This window comes from Gilliamella sp. B3783 (genome assembly GCF_026536125.1).
In the GTDB taxonomy this organism is placed as follows: domain Bacteria; phylum Pseudomonadota; class Gammaproteobacteria; order Enterobacterales; family Orbaceae; genus Gilliamella.
On sequence record NZ_JAFNOU010000005.1, the window covers coordinates 103,789 to 122,084 of the forward strand.

An 18,296-nucleotide genomic window follows, 5' to 3' on the forward strand; every position below is an offset into this window, starting at 1 on the left:
AACGGATTTACCAATATAGCAGTTTGGCTTCATGCTAGTACTATTTTTGCTTTAATTGTTGGTGCGCTAGCCAATAACATTGGCTTTATTAAGCCATTAGTTATTTTAAGTTAACTTTATTTTTTAGCCACTGTTGCAGTTTAGACAAATTTTAAAGGCACTATCAACAAATATAACGAATAAATTGATCTGATTACACACGATTTTATGTCATCAGATACTTAATTATTATTGGGAGAATAAAATGAGTTTTTTAACTGAAAATTTTTTACTAGATACCGAGTTTTCTCGTCAGCTTTATCATGACTATGCAGCTGATCAACCCATTTTTGACTATCACTGCCATTTACCACCGGAACAAATTGCAAAAGATTATCAGTTTAAAAACTTATATGACATCTGGCTTAAAGGTGATCATTACAAATGGCGCGCTATGCGTACTAATGGTGTTGCTGAAAAATTCTGTACAGGAACAGATGTCAGTGATTTCGAAAAATTCAAAGCATGGGCTGAAACTGTGCCCCATACTATTGGTAATCCTTTATATCATTGGACTCACTTAGAATTACGCCGACCATTTGGAATAGATAATATTTTATTGTCGCCATCAACGGCTGAAACTATTTGGAACAAATGCAATGTAATGCTCGAAACTAAAGCGTTTTCTGCACGTAGCATTATGAAAAAAATGAATGTCAAAATGGTAGGGACAACCGATGATCCTATTGATGATTTAATCCACCATAAAACCATTGCCCAAGATAGTTCATTTGATATTAAAGTTCTACCAAGTTGGCGCCCAGATAAAGCATTTAATATTGATTCAGAGTTTTTTGTAGCTTATATCGAAAAATTATCTGCTGTCGCTGATGTGGCTATTACTAATTTCCAACAACTTTGCCAAGCATTATCAAAACGTATGGATTATTTTGCTGCGCATGGATGTAAAGTTTCGGATCATGCATTAGATGTAGTTGTTTATGAAGAAGCGAGTGAAAAAGAGTTAGATGCCATCTTAGCTAAACGATTAACAGGTGCAATGTTAAGTACCAAAGAAACAGCACAATTCAAAACTGCAGTCATAATCTTTTTAGGTAGTGAGTATAACAAACGTGAATGGGTGCAACAGTACCACATTGGTGCGTTACGGAATAACAACTCAAAAATGTTTAAGTTAATGGGGCCGGATGTCGGTTTTGATTCTATTAATGATTCACCTATAGCGCAACCGCTTTCTCGATTATTAGATGCGCAAGCTAAGCAAAATGCACTACCTAAAACAATACTCTATTGTTTAAACCCGTCTGATAACGAAATTGTAGGCACCATGATAGGTAATTTCCAAGGTGAAGGTGTTCGCGGCAAAATGCAATTTGGTTCAGGCTGGTGGTTCAATGATCAAAAAGACGGCATGATTCGCCAAATGACACAACTTGCTCAGCTCGGCTTATTAAGCCGTTTTGTGGGTATGTTAACCGATAGTCGTAGCTTCCTTTCGTATACTCGTCATGAATATTTTAGACGTATTTTATGTCGAATGGTGGGGCGTTGGGTAGAAGATGGTGAAGCACCACGCGACATCGAATTATTAGGTCAAATGGTTAAAAATATCAGTTTTGACAATGCGAAAAACTATTTTGGTATTGAACTAAGCTAAAAAGCATTAAGTCGTTGTAATTAGATTAATTAAAGAAGAGTTAGAGTAATGAAAACATTAAACAGAAATGATTTTCCAGGTGCAAAATATACGACACGTGTTGTTCAATTTGGCGAAGGTAATTTTTTACGTGCTTTTTTAGATTGGCAATTAGATATCTTAAATGAAAAAACAGATCTTGATGCGGGCGTAGTCATTGTTCGTCCACTAAATACTGATTTTCCACCCTCATTAAGTATTCAAGATGGCTTATACACCACATTGATTCGTGGCTTAAACGAAAAAAACGAAGCAGTAAAAGAGTTTAGAATGATTCGCTCAGTGAATAATGAGATAAATGTCTATACTCAATACGATGAATATCTTGAATTAGCAAAAGATCCCAATATCCAATTTATTTTTTCGAATACAACAGAAGCCGGCATTAGTTACGTTGAGGGGGATAAATTAACCGATCGCCCTGCGGCTAGCTATCCAGCTAAATTAACCGCTTTTTTATATGAAAGATTTACACACTTTGCGGGCAGTAAAGCGAGTGGTTTAATTATTATTCCGTGTGAACTGATTGATTACAATGGTGATGCGCTTAAAAAACTTGTATTAAAGTATGCTAAACAATGGAACTTGTCTGACAAGTTTATTGCATGGATCGAAAATGACAATGTATTCTGTTCTACACTTGTCGATAGAATTGTACCGGGTTACCCAAAAGCACAAATTGCTGAGCTTGAAGCTGAACTAGGTTATAAAGACAATTTTATCGATTCTGCTGAATATTTCTATCTTTTTGTTATTCAAGGACCGCAATGGTTAGCTCAAAAATTATGCCTTGATAAATGCAATATGAATATCAAAATTGTGGATGATATTAAGCCGTATAAAGAGCGAAAAGTCGCTATTTTAAATGGTGCCCATACAGCTTTAGTGCCAGTTGCTTATCTATCAGGGATTGATACAGTTGGTGAAGCAATGAATGATCCGCAAATTTTAGCTTATATTAAAGAGACTATTTTTGATGAAATTATCCCTGTTTTAGATTTACCACATCAAGAATTAGTGGATTTTGCCCAGTCTGTGATTAGCCGTTTTAAAAACCCATTTATTGAACATCAATTAATGTCGATAGCTTTAAATAGCATAACTAAATTTAAAACGCGTATTCTTCCACAATTAATCGCTTATCAAAAAGACAAAGGTGTTTTACCAACCCATTTAGTTTTCGCATTTGCCGCACTTATGGCTTTTTATCGTGGGGTGAGAAACAACCAAACCTATCCATTACAAGATGATGCTACTTGGTTGGCGCGTTTTCACAACGGTTGGGCAAATGTAGCCGAAGGTAAACAAACTATAGATCAACTTGTACACACGATATTAAGCGATAAAGCCCATTGGGAACACGATTTATTAACTATTCCGCAATTAGCACAAACCATAACGCAATATTTAACGGTCATTACCCAGGATGGTATGCGTCAAGCAATTGAAAAATGCGTTGTGAGTAGCAAATAAAATGAGCGATGTAATGATTAAATTTATAAAAATAAATAATAAAGATAATGTTGCGGTGGCGTTATCTGATTTAGAAGCACACGACGAAAATGTTATTGTTGATGGTCATACCATTGATTTAAAACAACCAGTCAAACAAGGGCATAAATTTGCCCTTCAAGATATAGCACAAGGTGACAATATCATTAAATATGGTTTGCCGATAGGCCATGCAACTTGTGCAATTAAAGCCGGTGAGCATATTCATTCACACAATTTAAAAACTAATTTAAGTGATATTGATGATTATAAATATCATCCTCAGATAGCAAATAATGACGCTTTACATGCCATACCAGATAAAGAAATCAATATTTATCGTCGTAAAAATGGTGAGGTTGGTATTCGTAATGAATTATGGATTATCCCAACTGTAACTTGTATTAATGGTATTGCTCAGCAAATTGTTAAACAATTTTGTGCAGAATTAAATAATCAATTAGAAATTGATGGGATTACCGTTCTTGAACATCCTTATGGGTGTTCGCAACTCGGGCAAGACCATAAAAATACGAAAATTATTTTACAAGATTTAGTCAAACATCCTAATGCAGGTGCTGTACTGGTTATTGGATTAGGTTGTGAAAATAATCAGATTTCGGCGTTCAAAGCCGATTTGGGTGACTATGATGAGTCACGAGTACGGTTTCTTATTGCTCAGCAAGAAGAAGATGAAATCGAAGCCGCATTGGTTCATTTAAGAGAACTTTACACTGTCATGAAAAACGATAAGCGTGAAGCCGGTCGTTTGAGTGAATTAAAATTTGGGTTAGAGTGCGGTGGATCGGATGGTTTTTCAGGTATTACCGCAAACCCGATGCTAGGTCTTTTTTCTGATTATGTGATTGAACATGGTGGGACTAGTGTGCTCACTGAGGTGCCAGAAATGTTTGGTGCTGAAAATATTTTAATGTCGCATTGCATTGATGAATCGACTTTCAATAAAACAGTTCAGATGATTAATGATTTTAAACAATATTTTATTTCGAATAATCAACCTATCTACGAAAACCCTTCGCCAGGGAATAAAGCCGGTGGCATTACCACGTTAGAAGAAAAATCACTGGGTTGTACCCAAAAAGCAGGGGGCAGTAAAGTGATTGATGTGCTTAAGTATGGACAAATGTTAACTAAGCATGGTTTGAATTTACTCAGTGCTCCAGGGAACGATGCTGTTGCCACTGGCGCTTTATCCGCAGCTGGTTGTCACATGGTGTTATTTACCACTGGTCGAGGAACGCCTTATGGTGGCATTGTGCCAACCGTCAAAATTGCAACCAATACACAATTGGCAGAGAAGAAGGTGAATTGGATTGATTTTAATGCCGGAAAATTAATTCAAGGCATTTCAATGAAAACAGTGTTAACAGAATTTATTGATTACATAGTGCAGGTAGCTAATGGACAACAAACTTGTAATGAAAAAAATAATTTCAAAAATTTAGCCATCCTTAAAAGTGGCGTAACCCTCTAAGACTAAATTTTTATTCAAAAATAAATCATGTCGTTAAGTCCTTGCGGACTTAATGCTAGGGGCCCGTTTTTTTTATAAATTATATAGGTATCATTCATGACGAATAAAAAAGAGAGAAAAATCACATGGTTAGTAAGATTCTCGTATGGAAGTGGTAATTTAATTGGCAGTGGCGCTTTAGCAATTAGTGGGGCTTGGCTGCTTTATTTTTATACCACTTTTTGTGGCTTAAGTGTCGTTCAAGCAGCATTAATTTTTTCTATTGCAACTTACTTGGATGTCATTCTTAATCCATTAATGGGGTTTATTACTGACAACTTTTACCAAACAAAAATAGGACAACGTTTTGGGCGCCGCCGATTCTTTATTTTAATTGGCATACCTTTAATGCTCATCTATCCAATGTTATGGATTGATGGTATGGGGTTTTGGTATTACTTAATAACTTACATCTTATTTGAAATCATCTATACCAGCATTATGATCCCATTTAATACCTTACCAGTTGAAATGACATCTAACTTTTCACAGCGTACTTATTTGACTGGTTCAAAAGCAATGTTTGGTAAAGTAGCTAACTTTTTAGGTGCTGCCATACCTGGCATCTATTTTTACTATTATAGTAAAGATTCAGCAACGCCTTTCTTATTAACGGGGATCACTTACGCAGCGATTATGATCGTCGCGTTGATTTTACTGTATTGTAATAGTTGGGAAAAACCTAAAGAAGAAGTAAAAGATGAATCTGTACATAGCTTTTTTGAAGCTATTAAAAAGCTTATTATCGACATCTTATCAACATTTCGTATTAAAACGTTTAGAACGCATTTAGGCATGTATCTATTTGGGTTTGGTGCTGAATGGTTATTTACCGCCGTATTTACCTATTTCATTGTGTTTAGTTTAGGTGAACCTCGCTCATTTGTCGCTTCAATGAACTCGTTAAGCAGTATTTGCCAGCTAGTTTCGACAGCCTTTTTTATGATGTATTGTGCTAAAAAAGGCTTTAAAAAACCGTTTATTATTGCATTACTCATTGTAATTTCATCGATGATTGGTTATGTCGGTATTTATTATCTTAACTTGCCAAATATCACTTGGATTGTTGTGGGTATTACCATTTGGTTTGGTCTAGGTACGGGGGGCGTATATTACATTCCCTGGAGTGTCTACGTATTTTTGGCTGATGTTGATGAAGTGGTAACTAATCGACGTCGTGAAGGGGTTTATGCTGGTGCAATGACTATGGCGGGTAAATTAGTTCGCGCTTCAATTGTATTTGTACTTGGTATTATTTTAAGTGCATATGGTTTTGAATCAAAATCTCATGTTCAGCCACAAAGTGCAATTGATGCTATTAATGGCATTATTTTATATGGTGTTGTTGGAATGGCACTTATTGGTGCTTTCTTCGCTTGGAGAATGAAGCTTGATCATGCAACGCATTCAATCATTATTAATGAAGTTGCTCGTATTCGCGAAGGGGGAAAAATGGCTGATGTTACGCCAGAAACTAAAAAAGTTGTTGAAGAATTATCAGGGATTGCTTATGAAAATTGCTTTGGCAATAACAACATTGGTTTTAAATCAAAAAATACCCAAGCAAAATAACATTCATTGAATAAATGGCTAGGATTAGCCAGTAATGCGAGTCCTGATTTTAGCCATATATCGTGAACTGTCCGCTACACGATTAGTGGATAGTTCACAAAGTAACACGTAAAGGATAAAAAATGACGACTGTTTCAGTTAAAGATTTTGGTGCAATTGGTGATGGTACTACAATAAATACCTTAGCTTTTGCAAAGTCGATACAACATATTGAACAACGAGGTGGAGGAACTTTAATTGTTCCAGTTGGCACCTATTTTACCGGAGCTATTAAACTTTGTAGTAATCTAACATTAGAGATTGAACAAGGTGCAACGTTATTGTTTTCCGATGATGCTAAAGATTATCCCGTGGTCAATTCTCGTTGGGAAGGGGTAAAACAAGATGTATATATGCCATGTATATATGGTCATAATATTGAGAACGTAACAATCACCGGCGGTGGAAAAATCGATGGTAATGGCAAAAAATGGTGGCATACTTTTCGCAACGATCGCAGTAATCTTAAATACCCTAGACCTTATTTGCTCGGATTTGATTTTTGCGAGCGTATCACGATTGAAAAACTATTTTTAACACAATCACCAAGTTGGACCGTTCACCCAATGGAGTCAAACAATGTGGTCGTTGATAATATTTCGATTCTTAATCCAGCTGATTCACCAAATACGGATGGTATCAATCCTGAATCTTGCCGTAATGTGAGAATTTCAAATTGTTATATTGATGTTGGTGATGATTGTATTGCAATTAAAGCAGGTACAGAAGAAACGGTTGATAAAAGCGCTTGTGAAAACATATTAATTACTAACTGTAATATGATTCATGGACATGGTGCAGTGGTATTAGGGAGTGAAATGAGTGGGTGTATTCGTAATGTGACCATTACTAACTGCGTATTTCAAAAAACCGACCGTGGTGTAAGGTTTAAAACCCGCCGTGGTCGAGGTGGTACTATTTCGGATATCACCTTTAGTAATATCATTATGGACGAAGTATTATCGGCATTTGTGATGAACTATTATTACTATTGCGGCCCTAAAGGTAATGATCCCATTGTCTGGAATAAAAAAGCATTACCGGTTAATGAACAAACACCCGCATGTCATAATATTAGTTTTTCTAATATTATTGCCAAAAATGTACGTGCTTATGCTGGATTTTTATATGGTATACCTGAATCGCCAATAGCCAATATTTCGTTTGATAATATTCGAGTATCGATGCAAATTAATGCGCAAGCAGGTGAAGTTGACATGTTTAAAGATGTCAAACCCGAAGCGGGTAAGGGCTTTTTTATTGAAAATGCCGACACCATTTTATTTAACAATGTTATTGTTGATAATGTCATTAGCGAGCCACTTAGTATCAAAAACAGTACAGGTGTACATGTTAATCAATCATTTATTAAACAAGACGGTAAATTATTGCCGCTTAATGCTTAATGGTTTTTCATCAAAATAACCGCGAGAATGCGGTTATTTTTAATTATTTTTTATGTTATTACGGGTTTGAATCTGTCGATTTTATCAAACGTTTTATCACTATTTAGAGATATTATTGCTAATAATAGAACAAAAACAAATCTGGGTAATTTTATTAAAAGGCTGTTGTTTATTATCAATCTTAAATAAAAACAACATATAATGTTGATAAATATTGCATAATGATGCTGTTAATTGGCTACTCAGTCTTACCTTCAAACTAATCTTTTTTTGTGCAAACAATCAATGGCTAGGTTTAAGGTAAATATTGTACTTATAAGGCTACTTCACTTGTCACATGTTAGTGTTACCATTAAATAGACATAGTCGCTATTATATCCATCAAAGCGAACTTTAAAGGCTGAGAATGCGTTATTTTTGTTTTAAATCCCTTACAACTATCACATCCCGAAAAAGCATGCTTAATCCTATTTTGTAAAATAGTTTTAGGTTATTTAACAATCCGTTGCAAATGACGAACTTTTATCAAAATGCGCAACGAAATCAATATACTAAAAATATGTCACGTTACTGGCTATATCGTTAGATTGTCATTGGCATAATATTTTTAGTGTTTCATTTGTCATCCTTTTAATTTTTATCTCTGATTTATTTCATTTTGTTTGTGGCAACAAAATAACTTTGATGTTGATCACATTTATCTAATAAACCTTTTAAAGCTAAATTTTTAGCTATTCATACTCAATTTCAGTTGTTCACTTTTTAAAGGATAAATTATGACAAATACCTTCTATCAAAAGCCAACTTATTGGTTCGCTTCATGTTATAGCTTTATGTACTATGCAGCAGGGAGTTTTGTTTTTTCTTTTTATGCAATATGGCTAAGTAAGGAGATTGGTTTAACGGCTAAACAAACCGGAATTATTTATTCGTTTAATTACTTTATCTCGTTAATTATTATGATTATTTATGGTGTTTATCAAGATAAATTAGTATTAAAAAAGCATTTAATTTGGTTTCAAAGCATCATTATTACTTGCGCTGCGCCCGCGTTAATTTATGTCTATGAACCGCTATTACGGCATAGTTTTTATATTGGTGTCGTTTTTGGTAGCTTCTTTTTAGGTTTTGGTTGGGTTGCTGGTATGGGGTTGATTGATTCCTATTGTGAAAAAATCAGCCGTGCTTTTGATTTTGAATTTGGACAATGCCGTACTTGGGGTTGTATTGCTTACGCTGTAGGAACATTTATTGCTGGCATCTTAATTAGTATTAATCCTCATCTCAATTTTTGGGCGGCATCAGTAGTGGGTGTTTGCTTTATGATATTAAATCTGAATTTTAAACCGGATTTAAGTAAATCATCGGCAGCAGTCTTTCAAAAGAAAGATAAGTTAAGTTTTAATGAGATTATTTCAGTGTTTGCGCTTAAAAAGTTTTGGATATTTGTGATTTATGTGCTTGGTACTTATAGCCTTTATAATATTTACGATCAACAGTTGTTTCCGGTTTACTTTACCCAGCAATTTACTGATGTGAATGATGGTTATCGGTTATACGGCATATTAAATTCATTCCAAGTATTTTTAGAAGCAGCCGTGATGTTTTGTGTGCCATTTGTGGTTAACCGTGTTGGTGCGAAAAACGCCTTAATTTTTGCCGCTTTTATTTCAGCATCTCGAATCTTTTTAACCGGTCATGTCGAGAGCATTGCCATTATTTCAGTGATTAAACTGATGCACTGTTTAGAAATTTCAACCATTTTAGTGTCAGTATTTAAATATATTGATAACAACTTTAATGCGCGCTTGTCGGCAACGGTATTTTTAATTGGTTATCAGGTCGCAGGCTCGGTTGGGGTGATATTGTTTTCTACCTATGTTGGGCAAGTTTATGATACTGCTGGCGCTGCAACCACCTTTAATAATTTAGGGCTAGTCGTGTTAGGTTTTATGATTTTTGCCATGCTTTTCTTAAGTCGTGACAAAAAGCTCAAATCATCAGAAAAGTAAGCTAGTTAAGATTCATAACACGTTTTTAATTCGGCTAAACAAATTACATTTAATAAAACATATTAAGGATTCAAAATGAATATATTCAATTCAGTTACGCAGTTTCACTTTGAACAAACCAGAACCATTTCGCCCGAAAATATGACAGGTGAAAAAGGCAAATCATGTATGAAGGCCAGTGCTTTAGGACCGAGTCGAAAAGGGCAAGGCTGTATCTCAATCCCTGCTGGTAAAAAGGTGACCATAGCCGAAATAACGGGTCCTGCTGAAATTCGTCATATGTGGTTTACTTTAACTGATAGAACACATCGCGGAAGCTTTGTACTCCGCGATGTGGTGATACGCATTTATTGGGATGATGAAGCCGTACCATCAGTTGAAAGCCCAATTGGTGACTTTTTCTGTAATGGTTTTGGTGCAAGATGTGACATCAACTCAATGCCAATTGTCGTTAATCCAACAGGTGGCTTTAATTGTTATTTTAGAATGCCATTTAATAAAAAAGCCCGCATTGAAATTGAAAATGAGCATGAGGCTGATTTGCAACATTTCTTTTTTACTGTGAACTATGCGTTAATGCCAAAACCATTTGAAGCGCCGCTTTATTTTCATGCGCAATGGCGCCGACAACGCATTACTCAATACGCCCAAGATTATGTCATTTTGGATAATGTGCAAGGACAGGGTTATTATGTAGGGACTTACTTAGCCTTAACGGCGCTAGAGCGTTATTGGTGGGGGGAAGGGGAGTTTAAATTCTATCTTGATGATGATAGCGACTATCCAACACAACATTCAACGGGTTCTGAAGACTATTTTGGTGGCGCTTGGGCATTTCATAATCGCGACAGCCAAGGACGCCCAAAAGCGAAGTGTTTTCAAACACTGTTTATGGGTTACCCTTATCAAACCAATCGTGATGCAACACGTGATTTTTTCCAGACAGGCGATGCAAACCCTGTACATGGCTTTGGCGATGATGGTTTGCCGATGCATGGTTTATATCGTTGGCATTTACCAGATCCGGTGGCATTTCACAAAAATATCAAGTTAGCCTTTCAACAGATTGGTAACGATGATATAAGATTGTATGAACGTTGTGATGATATCGCAAGTGTGGCTTATTGGTATCAAAATCCATCGGCAAATCACAATCCTGCGTTCCCTAATAAACAACAGCGAACTCCGCGCTAAAAATAAGGTAATGTGGTTATGGCGAGTAATAAATTAAAGATCAATGATATTGCTCGTTTGGCTGGCGTGTCGGCAACGACCGTCAGTCATATTTTTAATAAACGAGATAAAAAGTATCGAATTTCGCCCTTAACTCGGCAACGAGTATTAGCGATTGCTCAGCAATACAGTGATCAATCTCATATTCGTCAATATTTAGTTAAAGCGAATAGCACTAATACTATTGGCGTTATTGTGCCGGATATGTCTAATTCATTTTTTTCGATGTTTTTACATCATCTAGAAGCCTCGTTCAGACAAAAAAATATTCAACTCTTAATCACTTGTAGTCATTATAATCCCGAGGTCGAAATTAAAGTGGCGCAAAATTTGGTCGAACGCTGCGTTGATGCCATGATTGTTGTAACATCTTTAGATAGTGATGATTTTTATGTAAGCATTAACCAAAAGACTCCCGTTTTGTTTTTCGATCGTTATTTAAAAGATACCAAACTTCCTTTTATCACAAGTGAATCTGTAAAATCAGTTGCCGATTTGATAATTCCTTATGCTAAGCAACTAAAAGAGTTTTATTTTATTGGGTGTGATATACAATTAACCTCGATTCATGCAAGACTTGAAGGATTCAAGCAAGGGCTCAAAACTGCGGGATTAAAGTTCAAACACGATTGGTTAGTCAGTGATGACTATTGTCAAAATAAAGGGTATCAGTTAATTAAAGGTGTTCATCAAAAATTAGGGCGGTTACCTAAGGCTATTTTTACGCCTTCCTGCAATTTATTGCAAGAGGTACTGAGTTATTTGGTCGAAATCAAAATAGATCCTAATCAAATTTGTTTATGCTCTTATGATTATAATATCTATCTTGACTACTGTTATTACCCAACAGATGCCATTGCACAAGATTTTCAAACCATGGCACATACTTGTGTTGAGGTCATCGATCGGCTGATTAACTTTAAAGAACTAAAACATCATGCCTTTTTTATTGAGCCGAAAATTATTCGCCACCGTTAGCCTAGCAATTTTTTTATGAACTAGACTATTAACGGTTGGCATTTTTCATAATTCGCGCTTTATCAACCTGCCATTGACGTTCTTTAATGTCAGTACGTTTATCGTACTCTTTTTTACCTTTGGCTAAACCGATTTTTACTTTAGCCCAGGCATTTTTCCAATATAAAGATAGGGCAACAACGGTATAACCTTGACGGTTTATTTGACCGAACAGAGAGTTCAATTCACGCTGATTAAGCAGCAATTTACGTGTACGCATCGGATCGCATACTACATGCGATGATGCAACCGATAATGGCGTAATTGTTGCACCAAATAACCATGCTTCGCCATCTTTGAGTAAAACGTAACTATCACTAATGTTGGCTTTACCTGCGCGCAGGGATTTTACTTCCCAACCTTGTAGGGATAATCCCGCCTCAATTTCCTCTTCAATAAAGTACTCATGGCGTGCGCGTTTATTTAATGCAATCGTTGCCGAACCCGGCTTGTGTGATTTTTTCTTAGTCATAATGTGCGATATTATAGAGTTACGTGATACTATATGCCAATATTTTTATTTTTTTATTTTATTCTTATGGCACACGTTTTTCACGAAGTTATCGAGCCCTATTCAATTGAGCAAATGTTTGCGTTGGTTAATGATATTGCTCGTTATCCAGAATTTGTTCCTGATTGTATCGCAACTGGCATTATTAGCAAACAAGATAATAGGTTAACGGCTTTTATTGAGGTTGAAAAGTTAGGCTTCAAAAAATCTTTTACTACTGTCAATCAGATTAATGAGCCGCATTTAATTGAGATGAAGTTACTGCAAGGCCCTTTTAAACACCTGTCTGGTAAATGGCAATTTACGCCAGTGAATGATACTCACAGTAAAATTAGTTTTAGTTTAGATTTTGAGTTTAAAAATAAGCTACTTGATATTGCTTTTACCCCAGTGTTTAAAGAAGTTATGACTAACATGGTCAATGCATTTTCAACACGAGCAAGGCAGATTTATTAGTATGATAAATATTCAAGTTGTTTATGCTTTACCTAATAATGCAACCGTCATTGATTTAGACGTTGATGCACAAACTAATGTATTGCAAGCAATAACAAAATCCAATATCTTATCGCTATGTCAAATTGCATTAGATGAGCATCTAGTTGGTATTTACGGTAAGCGCTGTGATTTTAATACGTTAGTTAATGATGGTGATCGCATCGAAATTTATCGTCCATTAATTAATGATCCTAAAGAGATAAGACGAAAAAAAGCAGCACGTAATAAATAATAATCAAAAGTGAAGGGAAACCGAATGCACAATCTGCTAATTGAAAAGATTGAAATGTTATGCAAAAAACGCGGTATAAAACTGACAACACAGCGGCGTACCGTTTTACATATCATGTTAAAAGCAAATAAAGCGATGAGTGCATATGATTTGTTAGATCTGTTGAAAGTGAGTGAACCGCAAGCAAAACCACCGACAATTTATCGCGCACTTGAGTTTTTACTCGAACAAGGTTTTATTCACAAAGTTGAATCATCTAACAGTTACATTGTATGCCCGCATTTTCACGACCCCGAGCATATTTCAATTTTATTTATTTGTGATAAATGTAAACAAATTATAGAAAAGCATTCAGAAGATATTGAAACACAGCTCAAGCTATTAGCACTGCAAAGTCAGTTTTTAATAAAACATAGTGTGCTTGAAATACATGGAATTTGTCAGCCGTGTCAGCCTTAATTATTACACTTTGGTTAGTTAATCTATTTTGTGATACTGTTGGACAAATTGCATTTAAATATGCCGCCATAACGTCAAAACATCAACAAGGTTTACACTATTGGCAAAGATTGTTTGGTAATTTTTGGCTTTGGTTAGGTTTTGGTACCTATTTTGTTGGCTTTATTTTTTGGCTGGCGTTTTTAAGTGAAGTCCCTTTGTCGCAAGGTATTTTATTAGGATCGTTTAACATTATCACCGTTATGATTGCTGGGCGAGTTTTATTTAAAGAGCATCTAACAGCCTTTCGTCTTATTGGTATATTTTTTATTACTTTTGGCGTTATTTTAGTAGGGCTAACCTAATGAAAAAATTTTATATCATTGGTTTTATTTTGTTATTATTTTTCGATACGTTTGGGCAAACCAGCTTTAAATTAACGGCATTAGCAGCACTCCCCTTTGAGGCTAATTTTCATTGGTTGATTCGTATTTTTAGTCATGGTTGGGCTTATTTAGTTATTTTAGGCTATACAGGTGCTTTTATGACATGGATGATATTATTAAAAAAAGCACCAGTTGGTCCGGCTTTTGCAGCTTCTCATTTACAAGTTGTAACGGTAATGCTTGTTTCGATCGTGGCTTTTGATGAGCAAATTACAACCACTCGTTTACTTGGCGCGTTATGTATTATTATTGGTATTGTTTTTTTGGCATTAGCCGAACAACGATTACAGTGTAAATAATCGATTTTGCTGTTTAATTTTAAAGGTCAAATGTAAATTATAAATAGTGAGTGATATTTTATCTTTAAATTGACCTGTAGTTTTGGACATCAACTGTCTTGAATCAAATAAAACTAAACTAACCAGTTTTAAGCTTAAGCTCAATTTCTATTGTTCATACAGTTTTTTAAACTGTATGAATATTGGTTATTTATATGCGATCTTTTTCCATCACAATTAGATAGGCTTCGCGTTTCCAAAGTAGAAATAAGCGTCTCATATCTTTTTCCATTGTCACCACACGCCAACCTTGTCTTGCATTTTGATTTAAAAAATCAGAGAATTTTTCAGCATTAGAATTCGCTGCACCAAAAAGTAAAGAGGATAAAGCACCTTCTTGGTAAATAACGACTTTATATTCTTTCATTGTATTCATTTCCTTTTTTTATATTTTAAAAATAGTGTCCTTATTGATAAGTAATATCAATAAGGACAGCAGTATATTATAAGTTATGCTTTGAAACAAAGTTAAAACAGCAATATTTGAGTTAATATTATGTTTTTTATGCGGATAGGGGAAGGTATACGCTTGAAAATCAAACGAATAAAAAGGTATTCTTAAAAAGAATATGCTAAATTTGTTTATCTAAATTTTTTAGCATTTCGATGATAGGTCGATTAGCATCGGGAAATTCATCCGCATTGAGATCTTCTTGATCAATCCAACGACTCGGTTGCCCTTCTTTGGCAAAAGGTACGCCATCCCACTCTTCAACTAAATAAGCATGGATAGTAATATCGCGATCATCGTAACTATGCTGAACTGTTTTTAAGAATTGCGCATGATGAATATGGATGTCGACTTCTTCAGCGATCTCGCGTTGTAAAGTTTGAAAAGGTGTTTCAGCAACTTCGACTTTTCCACCTGGAAACTCCCAAAAACCAGCAAGATGCGAGTCTTCACCTCGTTGAGTGATAAAGATTTGACAATCTTGTGAACGTATAATACCTACAGCAATTTCAGTATGTTTTTTCATAATCCTGTCTGTCTATCTATGAGTCAACTTGGGGAAAGTGATCCTTTCCCACTTTTTGAATGCCGACTGTTATCGGCAATTTATTTGATAATATTTTGATGATACTAAATTTTTACCTTAGTGAACAGCACCATGACAGTGTTTATATTTTTTTCCTGAGCCACATGGACAAGGATCATTACGCCCAACTTTCGCTTGCGCTCGGACTACTGGTTGCGTCGATGAGTTTTCAGGTTCATCTCCATCAATACTAGTAACAGATTCATGGCTCGTTTTCTGTTTTTCCATGAGCTTTTCCATTTCAGCTAAGCGTTGTCGTTCGGCTTCATCAACTTCCTCTTGTGACCGGATTTGAACACGACTCAGTACGCCAATAACATCATATTTTAACGATTCTAACATGCTTGCAAACATATTAAATGATTCACGCTTATACTCTTGTTTAGGATCTTTTTGCGCGTAACCACGTAAATGTATACCTTGGCGTAAATAATCCATTGCGGCTAAATGTTCTTTCCATAAAGTGTCAAGTGTTTGTAACATTACACTTTTTTCAAAGTGTCTAAATGCTTCAGAGCCAGCACTATTTTCTTTTTCAAGATAGGTCTCTTTTGCAATTTGTAAAATGCGTTCACGTAATGTTTCTTCATGCAGATTTGCTTCTTCATCTAACCATTTGGCAATCGGTAAATCTAAAGCAAAATCGGTTTTTAAAGCTGATTCTAGTCCAGGCACATCCCACATCTCTTCAATTGATTGAGGTGGAATATATTGATCGATTAACGCATTAAATACGTCATCACGAATAGAATCAATGGTATCTTTAATATCGCTATTATCGAGTAGTTCATTTCGTTGACGATAAATTGCTTTACGTTGATCGTTGGCAACATCATCAAATTCAAGTAGTTGTTTACGTATATCAAAGTTACGGCTTTCAACTTTCTTTTGCGCATTTGCAATAGCTTTAGTAACCCAAGGATGTTCAATGGCTTCGCCTTCTTTCATACCCAGTTTACGCATCATGTTACCAACACGCTCTGAAGCAAAAATTCGCATTAATGGGTCTTCAAGTGATAGATAAAAGCGTGAAGCACCAGGGTCACCTTGACGACCAGCACGACCTCGTAATTGGTTATCAATACGACGAGATTCGTGACGCTCTGTCCCTAAAATGTAAAGGCCACCAAGTGCTATAACCTCTTCGTGCTTAGTTTGCCATGCTTGTTTAGCTTTTTCGATATCTTCAGGGGTTGGATTTTCAAGTTTAGCGACTTCATTTTGCCAGTTACCACCAAGCATAATGTCAGTACCACGACCAGCCATATTGGTGGCAATTGTCACGGCACCTTTACTACCTGCTTCAGCGATAATCTCGGCCTCTTGTGCATGGAATTTAGCATTTAATACATTATGTTTGATACCCGCTTTTTTAAATGCTTGAGAGACAAGTTCTGATTTCTCGATGGAAGCCGTACCGACTAACACAGGCTGCCCACGTTTTACACATTCTTGTACATCAGAAACGATCGCATCGATTTTTTCTTTTTCGGTCATATAGACTAAATCGGATTGATCTTTACGGACCATTGGACGATTCGTTGGAATAACAATAGTATCGAGACCATAAATTTGATTAAATTCGAATGCTTCGGTATCCGCTGTTCCTGTCATCCCTGCTAATTTTTCATATAGTCGGAAATAGTTTTGGAAAGTGATAGATGCCAAAGTTTGGTTTTCATTTTGAATTTTGACATGTTCTTTGGCTTCTACCGCCTGATGTAATCCATCAGACCAACGGCGTCCATCCATGGTACGACCGGTATGTTCATCGACAATAATGATTTCGTTATCGCGAACAATATAATCCACATCTTTATGGAATAGGTGATGGGCTCGAAGCGCTGCATTGACATGGTGCATTAACACAATATTGCTTGGGGCATACAGTGACTCGTCACTTTTCATAATGCCTTGTTTAATTAGTAACTCTTCAACTTTAATTAAACCGCGTTCAGTAAGGTTGACTTGACGTGTTTTTTCGTCAATAGAAAAGTCACCATCACCTTGAAATTGATCAGAATCTTCTTTTTCTTGGCGAACTAAATACGGAATAATTTTATCGATACTGACATATCTATCAGAGCTGTCTTCGGCTTGTCCAGATATGATTAATGGTGTTCTTGCTTCATCAATCAAAATCGAGTCTACTTCGTCGACTAAGGCATAATGTAGTGGGCGTTGTACTCGCGATTCTTTTGTAAACACCATATTATCGCGAAGGTAATCAAAGCCATACTCGTTATTAGTGCCATAAGTGATGTCGGCGTTATAAGCATCGCGTTTCATTTGCGGTGGCATGTTAGGGAGATTAATACCGACAGTTAGACCTAGAAATTCAAATAGTGGGCGATTGTTTTCAGCATCACGTTGGGCTAAGTAATCATTAACCGTGACGACATGAACCCCTTTGCCGGTTAACGCATTTAAATAGGCGGGTAAAGTTGCGGTTAAGGTTTTACCTTCACCGGTACGCATTTCAGCAATACAGCGTTCATTTAATACCATGCCCCCAATTAGCTGTACATCAAAATGACGCATTCCAAAAACGCGTTTACTCGCTTCACGAACGACCGCAAAAGCTTCTTCTAAAATATCATCTAATTTGGTGCCATCAGCAATTTTTTGTTTGAATTCTGCTGTTTTTGCTTTTAGCTCATCATCGGTTAATGCTTCCATTTGTGGTTCTAACGCATTGATTCTTTCTACGCGTTTGCGCATTGTTTTTAGTACGCGTTCATTACGGCTACCGAATACTTTGGTTAATAATTTTAATAACATGATCTTTCTCTTATT

At 35.9% G+C, this 18,296-nt stretch carries 17 protein-coding genes; 13 read left to right on the top strand and 4 right to left on the bottom strand.

Translation table 11 applies throughout. The features are described from left to right. Positions 1-244 precede the first annotated feature (244 nt). The 8 genes from uxaC to J3U59_RS06370 all read left to right on the top strand — a co-directional run bounded on the left by uxaC (position 245) and on the right by J3U59_RS06370 (position 11,961). Positions 245-1,657, top strand: a complete 1,413-nt coding sequence (gene uxaC / locus J3U59_RS06335; RefSeq protein WP_267333759.1) for a glucuronate isomerase — start codon at positions 245-247, stop codon at positions 1,655-1,657. A gap of 48 nt (positions 1,658-1,705) precedes the next feature. Further along, complete coding sequence (locus J3U59_RS06340; RefSeq protein WP_267333758.1) at positions 1,706-3,169, top strand: tagaturonate reductase; 1,464 nt, start codon at positions 1,706-1,708, stop codon at positions 3,167-3,169. Positions 3,170-3,185: 16 nt separating this feature from the next. Continuing rightward, positions 3,186-4,682 (top strand): altronate dehydratase family protein, encoded by a 1,497-nt coding sequence (locus J3U59_RS06345; RefSeq protein ID WP_267333830.1) that lies wholly within the window; start codon positions 3,186-3,188, stop codon positions 4,680-4,682. A 96-nt stretch (positions 4,683-4,778) separates the two neighbouring features. Next, positions 4,779-6,293: an MFS transporter gene (locus J3U59_RS06350; protein ID WP_267333757.1), complete on the top strand. Its 1,515-nt coding sequence runs from the start codon at positions 4,779-4,781 to the stop codon at positions 6,291-6,293. A 122-nt stretch (positions 6,294-6,415) separates the two neighbouring features. Continuing rightward, positions 6,416-7,738 carry a glycoside hydrolase family 28 protein gene (locus J3U59_RS06355; RefSeq protein WP_267333756.1) on the top strand — a complete coding sequence of 441 codons (1,323 nt, stop codon included), beginning with the start codon at positions 6,416-6,418 and terminating at the stop codon, positions 7,736-7,738. A 776-nt stretch (positions 7,739-8,514) separates the two neighbouring features. Continuing rightward, positions 8,515-9,750, top strand: a complete 1,236-nt coding sequence (locus J3U59_RS06360; protein WP_267333755.1) for an oligosaccharide MFS transporter — start codon at positions 8,515-8,517, stop codon at positions 9,748-9,750. A gap of 75 nt (positions 9,751-9,825) precedes the next feature. Beyond that, a complete protein-coding gene (locus J3U59_RS06365; RefSeq protein WP_267333754.1) occupies positions 9,826-10,944 on the top strand; it encodes a glycoside hydrolase family 172 protein in 1,119 nt (372 codons plus the stop codon). Positions 10,945-10,962: 18 nt separating this feature from the next. Next, complete coding sequence (locus J3U59_RS06370; protein WP_267333753.1) at positions 10,963-11,961, top strand: substrate-binding domain-containing protein; 999 nt, start codon at positions 10,963-10,965, stop codon at positions 11,959-11,961. A 28-nt stretch (positions 11,962-11,989) separates the two neighbouring features. On the opposite strand, the gene smpB is transcribed toward J3U59_RS06370, so the two are convergent. Further along, positions 11,990-12,472 (bottom strand): SsrA-binding protein SmpB, encoded by a 483-nt coding sequence (gene smpB / locus J3U59_RS06375; RefSeq protein ID WP_065798905.1) that lies wholly within the window; start codon positions 12,470-12,472, stop codon positions 11,990-11,992. A gap of 33 nt (positions 12,473-12,505) precedes the next feature. Here smpB and J3U59_RS06380 point away from each other — a divergent pair, with 33 nt between their 5' ends. From J3U59_RS06380 to J3U59_RS06400, 5 genes are read left to right on the top strand one after another with little or no spacing between them, the layout of a single operon-like run. Next, the gene (locus J3U59_RS06380) at positions 12,506-12,967 is read left to right on the top strand and encodes a type II toxin-antitoxin system RatA family toxin (RefSeq protein WP_267333752.1); all 462 of its coding nucleotides are present in this window, start codon (positions 12,506-12,508) and stop codon (positions 12,965-12,967) included. A gap of 1 nt (position 12,968) precedes the next feature. Further along, the gene (locus J3U59_RS06385) at positions 12,969-13,241 is read left to right on the top strand and encodes an RnfH family protein (protein WP_267333751.1); all 273 of its coding nucleotides are present in this window, start codon (positions 12,969-12,971) and stop codon (positions 13,239-13,241) included. Between the two features lie 24 nt (positions 13,242-13,265). Beyond that, on the top strand, positions 13,266-13,700 hold the full coding sequence (gene zur / locus J3U59_RS06390) for a zinc uptake transcriptional repressor Zur (protein WP_065633135.1): 435 nt from the start codon (positions 13,266-13,268) through the stop codon (positions 13,698-13,700). Then, complete coding sequence (locus J3U59_RS06395) at positions 13,688-14,044, top strand: EamA family transporter (protein WP_267333750.1); 357 nt, start codon at positions 13,688-13,690, stop codon at positions 14,042-14,044. The genes zur and J3U59_RS06395 overlap by 13 nt, the downstream gene beginning before the upstream one ends. Then, on the top strand, positions 14,044-14,424 hold the full coding sequence (locus J3U59_RS06400) for a DMT family transporter (RefSeq protein ID WP_267333749.1): 381 nt from the start codon (positions 14,044-14,046) through the stop codon (positions 14,422-14,424). The genes J3U59_RS06395 and J3U59_RS06400 overlap by 1 nt, the downstream gene beginning before the upstream one ends. A 190-nt stretch (positions 14,425-14,614) precedes the next feature. Here the strand turns inward: J3U59_RS06400 and J3U59_RS06405 are convergent, their stop codons facing one another. The 3 genes from J3U59_RS06405 to secA form a co-directional block, all read right to left on the bottom strand. Continuing rightward, the gene (locus J3U59_RS06405; protein WP_065633138.1) at positions 14,615-14,830 is read right to left on the bottom strand and encodes a DUF4177 domain-containing protein; all 216 of its coding nucleotides are present in this window, start codon (positions 14,828-14,830) and stop codon (positions 14,615-14,617) included. Positions 14,831-15,035: 205 nt separating this feature from the next. Next, positions 15,036-15,440 carry an 8-oxo-dGTP diphosphatase MutT gene (mutT, locus tag J3U59_RS06410; protein WP_065633139.1) on the bottom strand — a complete coding sequence of 135 codons (405 nt, stop codon included), beginning with the start codon at positions 15,438-15,440 and terminating at the stop codon, positions 15,036-15,038. 117 nt (positions 15,441-15,557) lie between these two features. Beyond that, entirely contained in the window at positions 15,558-18,281 is a 2,724-nt protein-coding gene (gene secA / locus J3U59_RS06415) for a preprotein translocase subunit SecA (protein ID WP_267333748.1), read from the bottom strand. Positions 18,282-18,296: the final 15 nt, after the last annotated feature.

What these genes read in the sequence shown, in the direction of transcription:
- uxaC (WP_267333759.1), top strand. Translation starts at nt 245, where the DNA reads ATGAGTTTTTTAACTGAAAATTTTTTACTAGATACCGAGTTTTCTCGT.
- J3U59_RS06340 (WP_267333758.1), top strand. Translation starts at nt 1,706, where the DNA reads ATGAAAACATTAAACAGAAATGATTTTCCAGGTGCAAAATATACGACA.
- J3U59_RS06350 (WP_267333757.1), top strand. Translation starts at nt 4,779, where the DNA reads ATGACGAATAAAAAAGAGAGAAAAATCACATGGTTAGTAAGATTCTCG.
- J3U59_RS06355 (WP_267333756.1), top strand. Translation starts at nt 6,416, where the DNA reads ATGACGACTGTTTCAGTTAAAGATTTTGGTGCAATTGGTGATGGTACT.
- J3U59_RS06360 (WP_267333755.1), top strand. Translation starts at nt 8,515, where the DNA reads ATGACAAATACCTTCTATCAAAAGCCAACTTATTGGTTCGCTTCATGT.
- J3U59_RS06365 (WP_267333754.1), top strand. Translation starts at nt 9,826, where the DNA reads ATGAATATATTCAATTCAGTTACGCAGTTTCACTTTGAACAAACCAGA.
- J3U59_RS06370 (WP_267333753.1), top strand. Translation starts at nt 10,963, where the DNA reads ATGGCGAGTAATAAATTAAAGATCAATGATATTGCTCGTTTGGCTGGC.
- smpB (WP_065798905.1), bottom strand. Translation starts at nt 12,472, where the DNA reads ATGACTAAGAAAAAATCACACAAGCCGGGTTCGGCAACGATTGCATTA.
- J3U59_RS06380 (WP_267333752.1), top strand. Translation starts at nt 12,506, where the DNA reads ATGCCAATATTTTTATTTTTTTATTTTATTCTTATGGCACACGTTTTT.
- J3U59_RS06385 (WP_267333751.1), top strand. Translation starts at nt 12,969, where the DNA reads ATGATAAATATTCAAGTTGTTTATGCTTTACCTAATAATGCAACCGTC.
- zur (WP_065633135.1), top strand. Translation starts at nt 13,266, where the DNA reads ATGCACAATCTGCTAATTGAAAAGATTGAAATGTTATGCAAAAAACGC.
- J3U59_RS06400 (WP_267333749.1), top strand. Translation starts at nt 14,044, where the DNA reads ATGAAAAAATTTTATATCATTGGTTTTATTTTGTTATTATTTTTCGAT.
- J3U59_RS06405 (WP_065633138.1), bottom strand. Translation starts at nt 14,830, where the DNA reads ATGAAAGAATATAAAGTCGTTATTTACCAAGAAGGTGCTTTATCCTCT.
- mutT (WP_065633139.1), bottom strand. Translation starts at nt 15,440, where the DNA reads ATGAAAAAACATACTGAAATTGCTGTAGGTATTATACGTTCACAAGAT.
- secA (WP_267333748.1), bottom strand. Translation starts at nt 18,281, where the DNA reads ATGTTATTAAAATTATTAACCAAAGTATTCGGTAGCCGTAATGAACGC.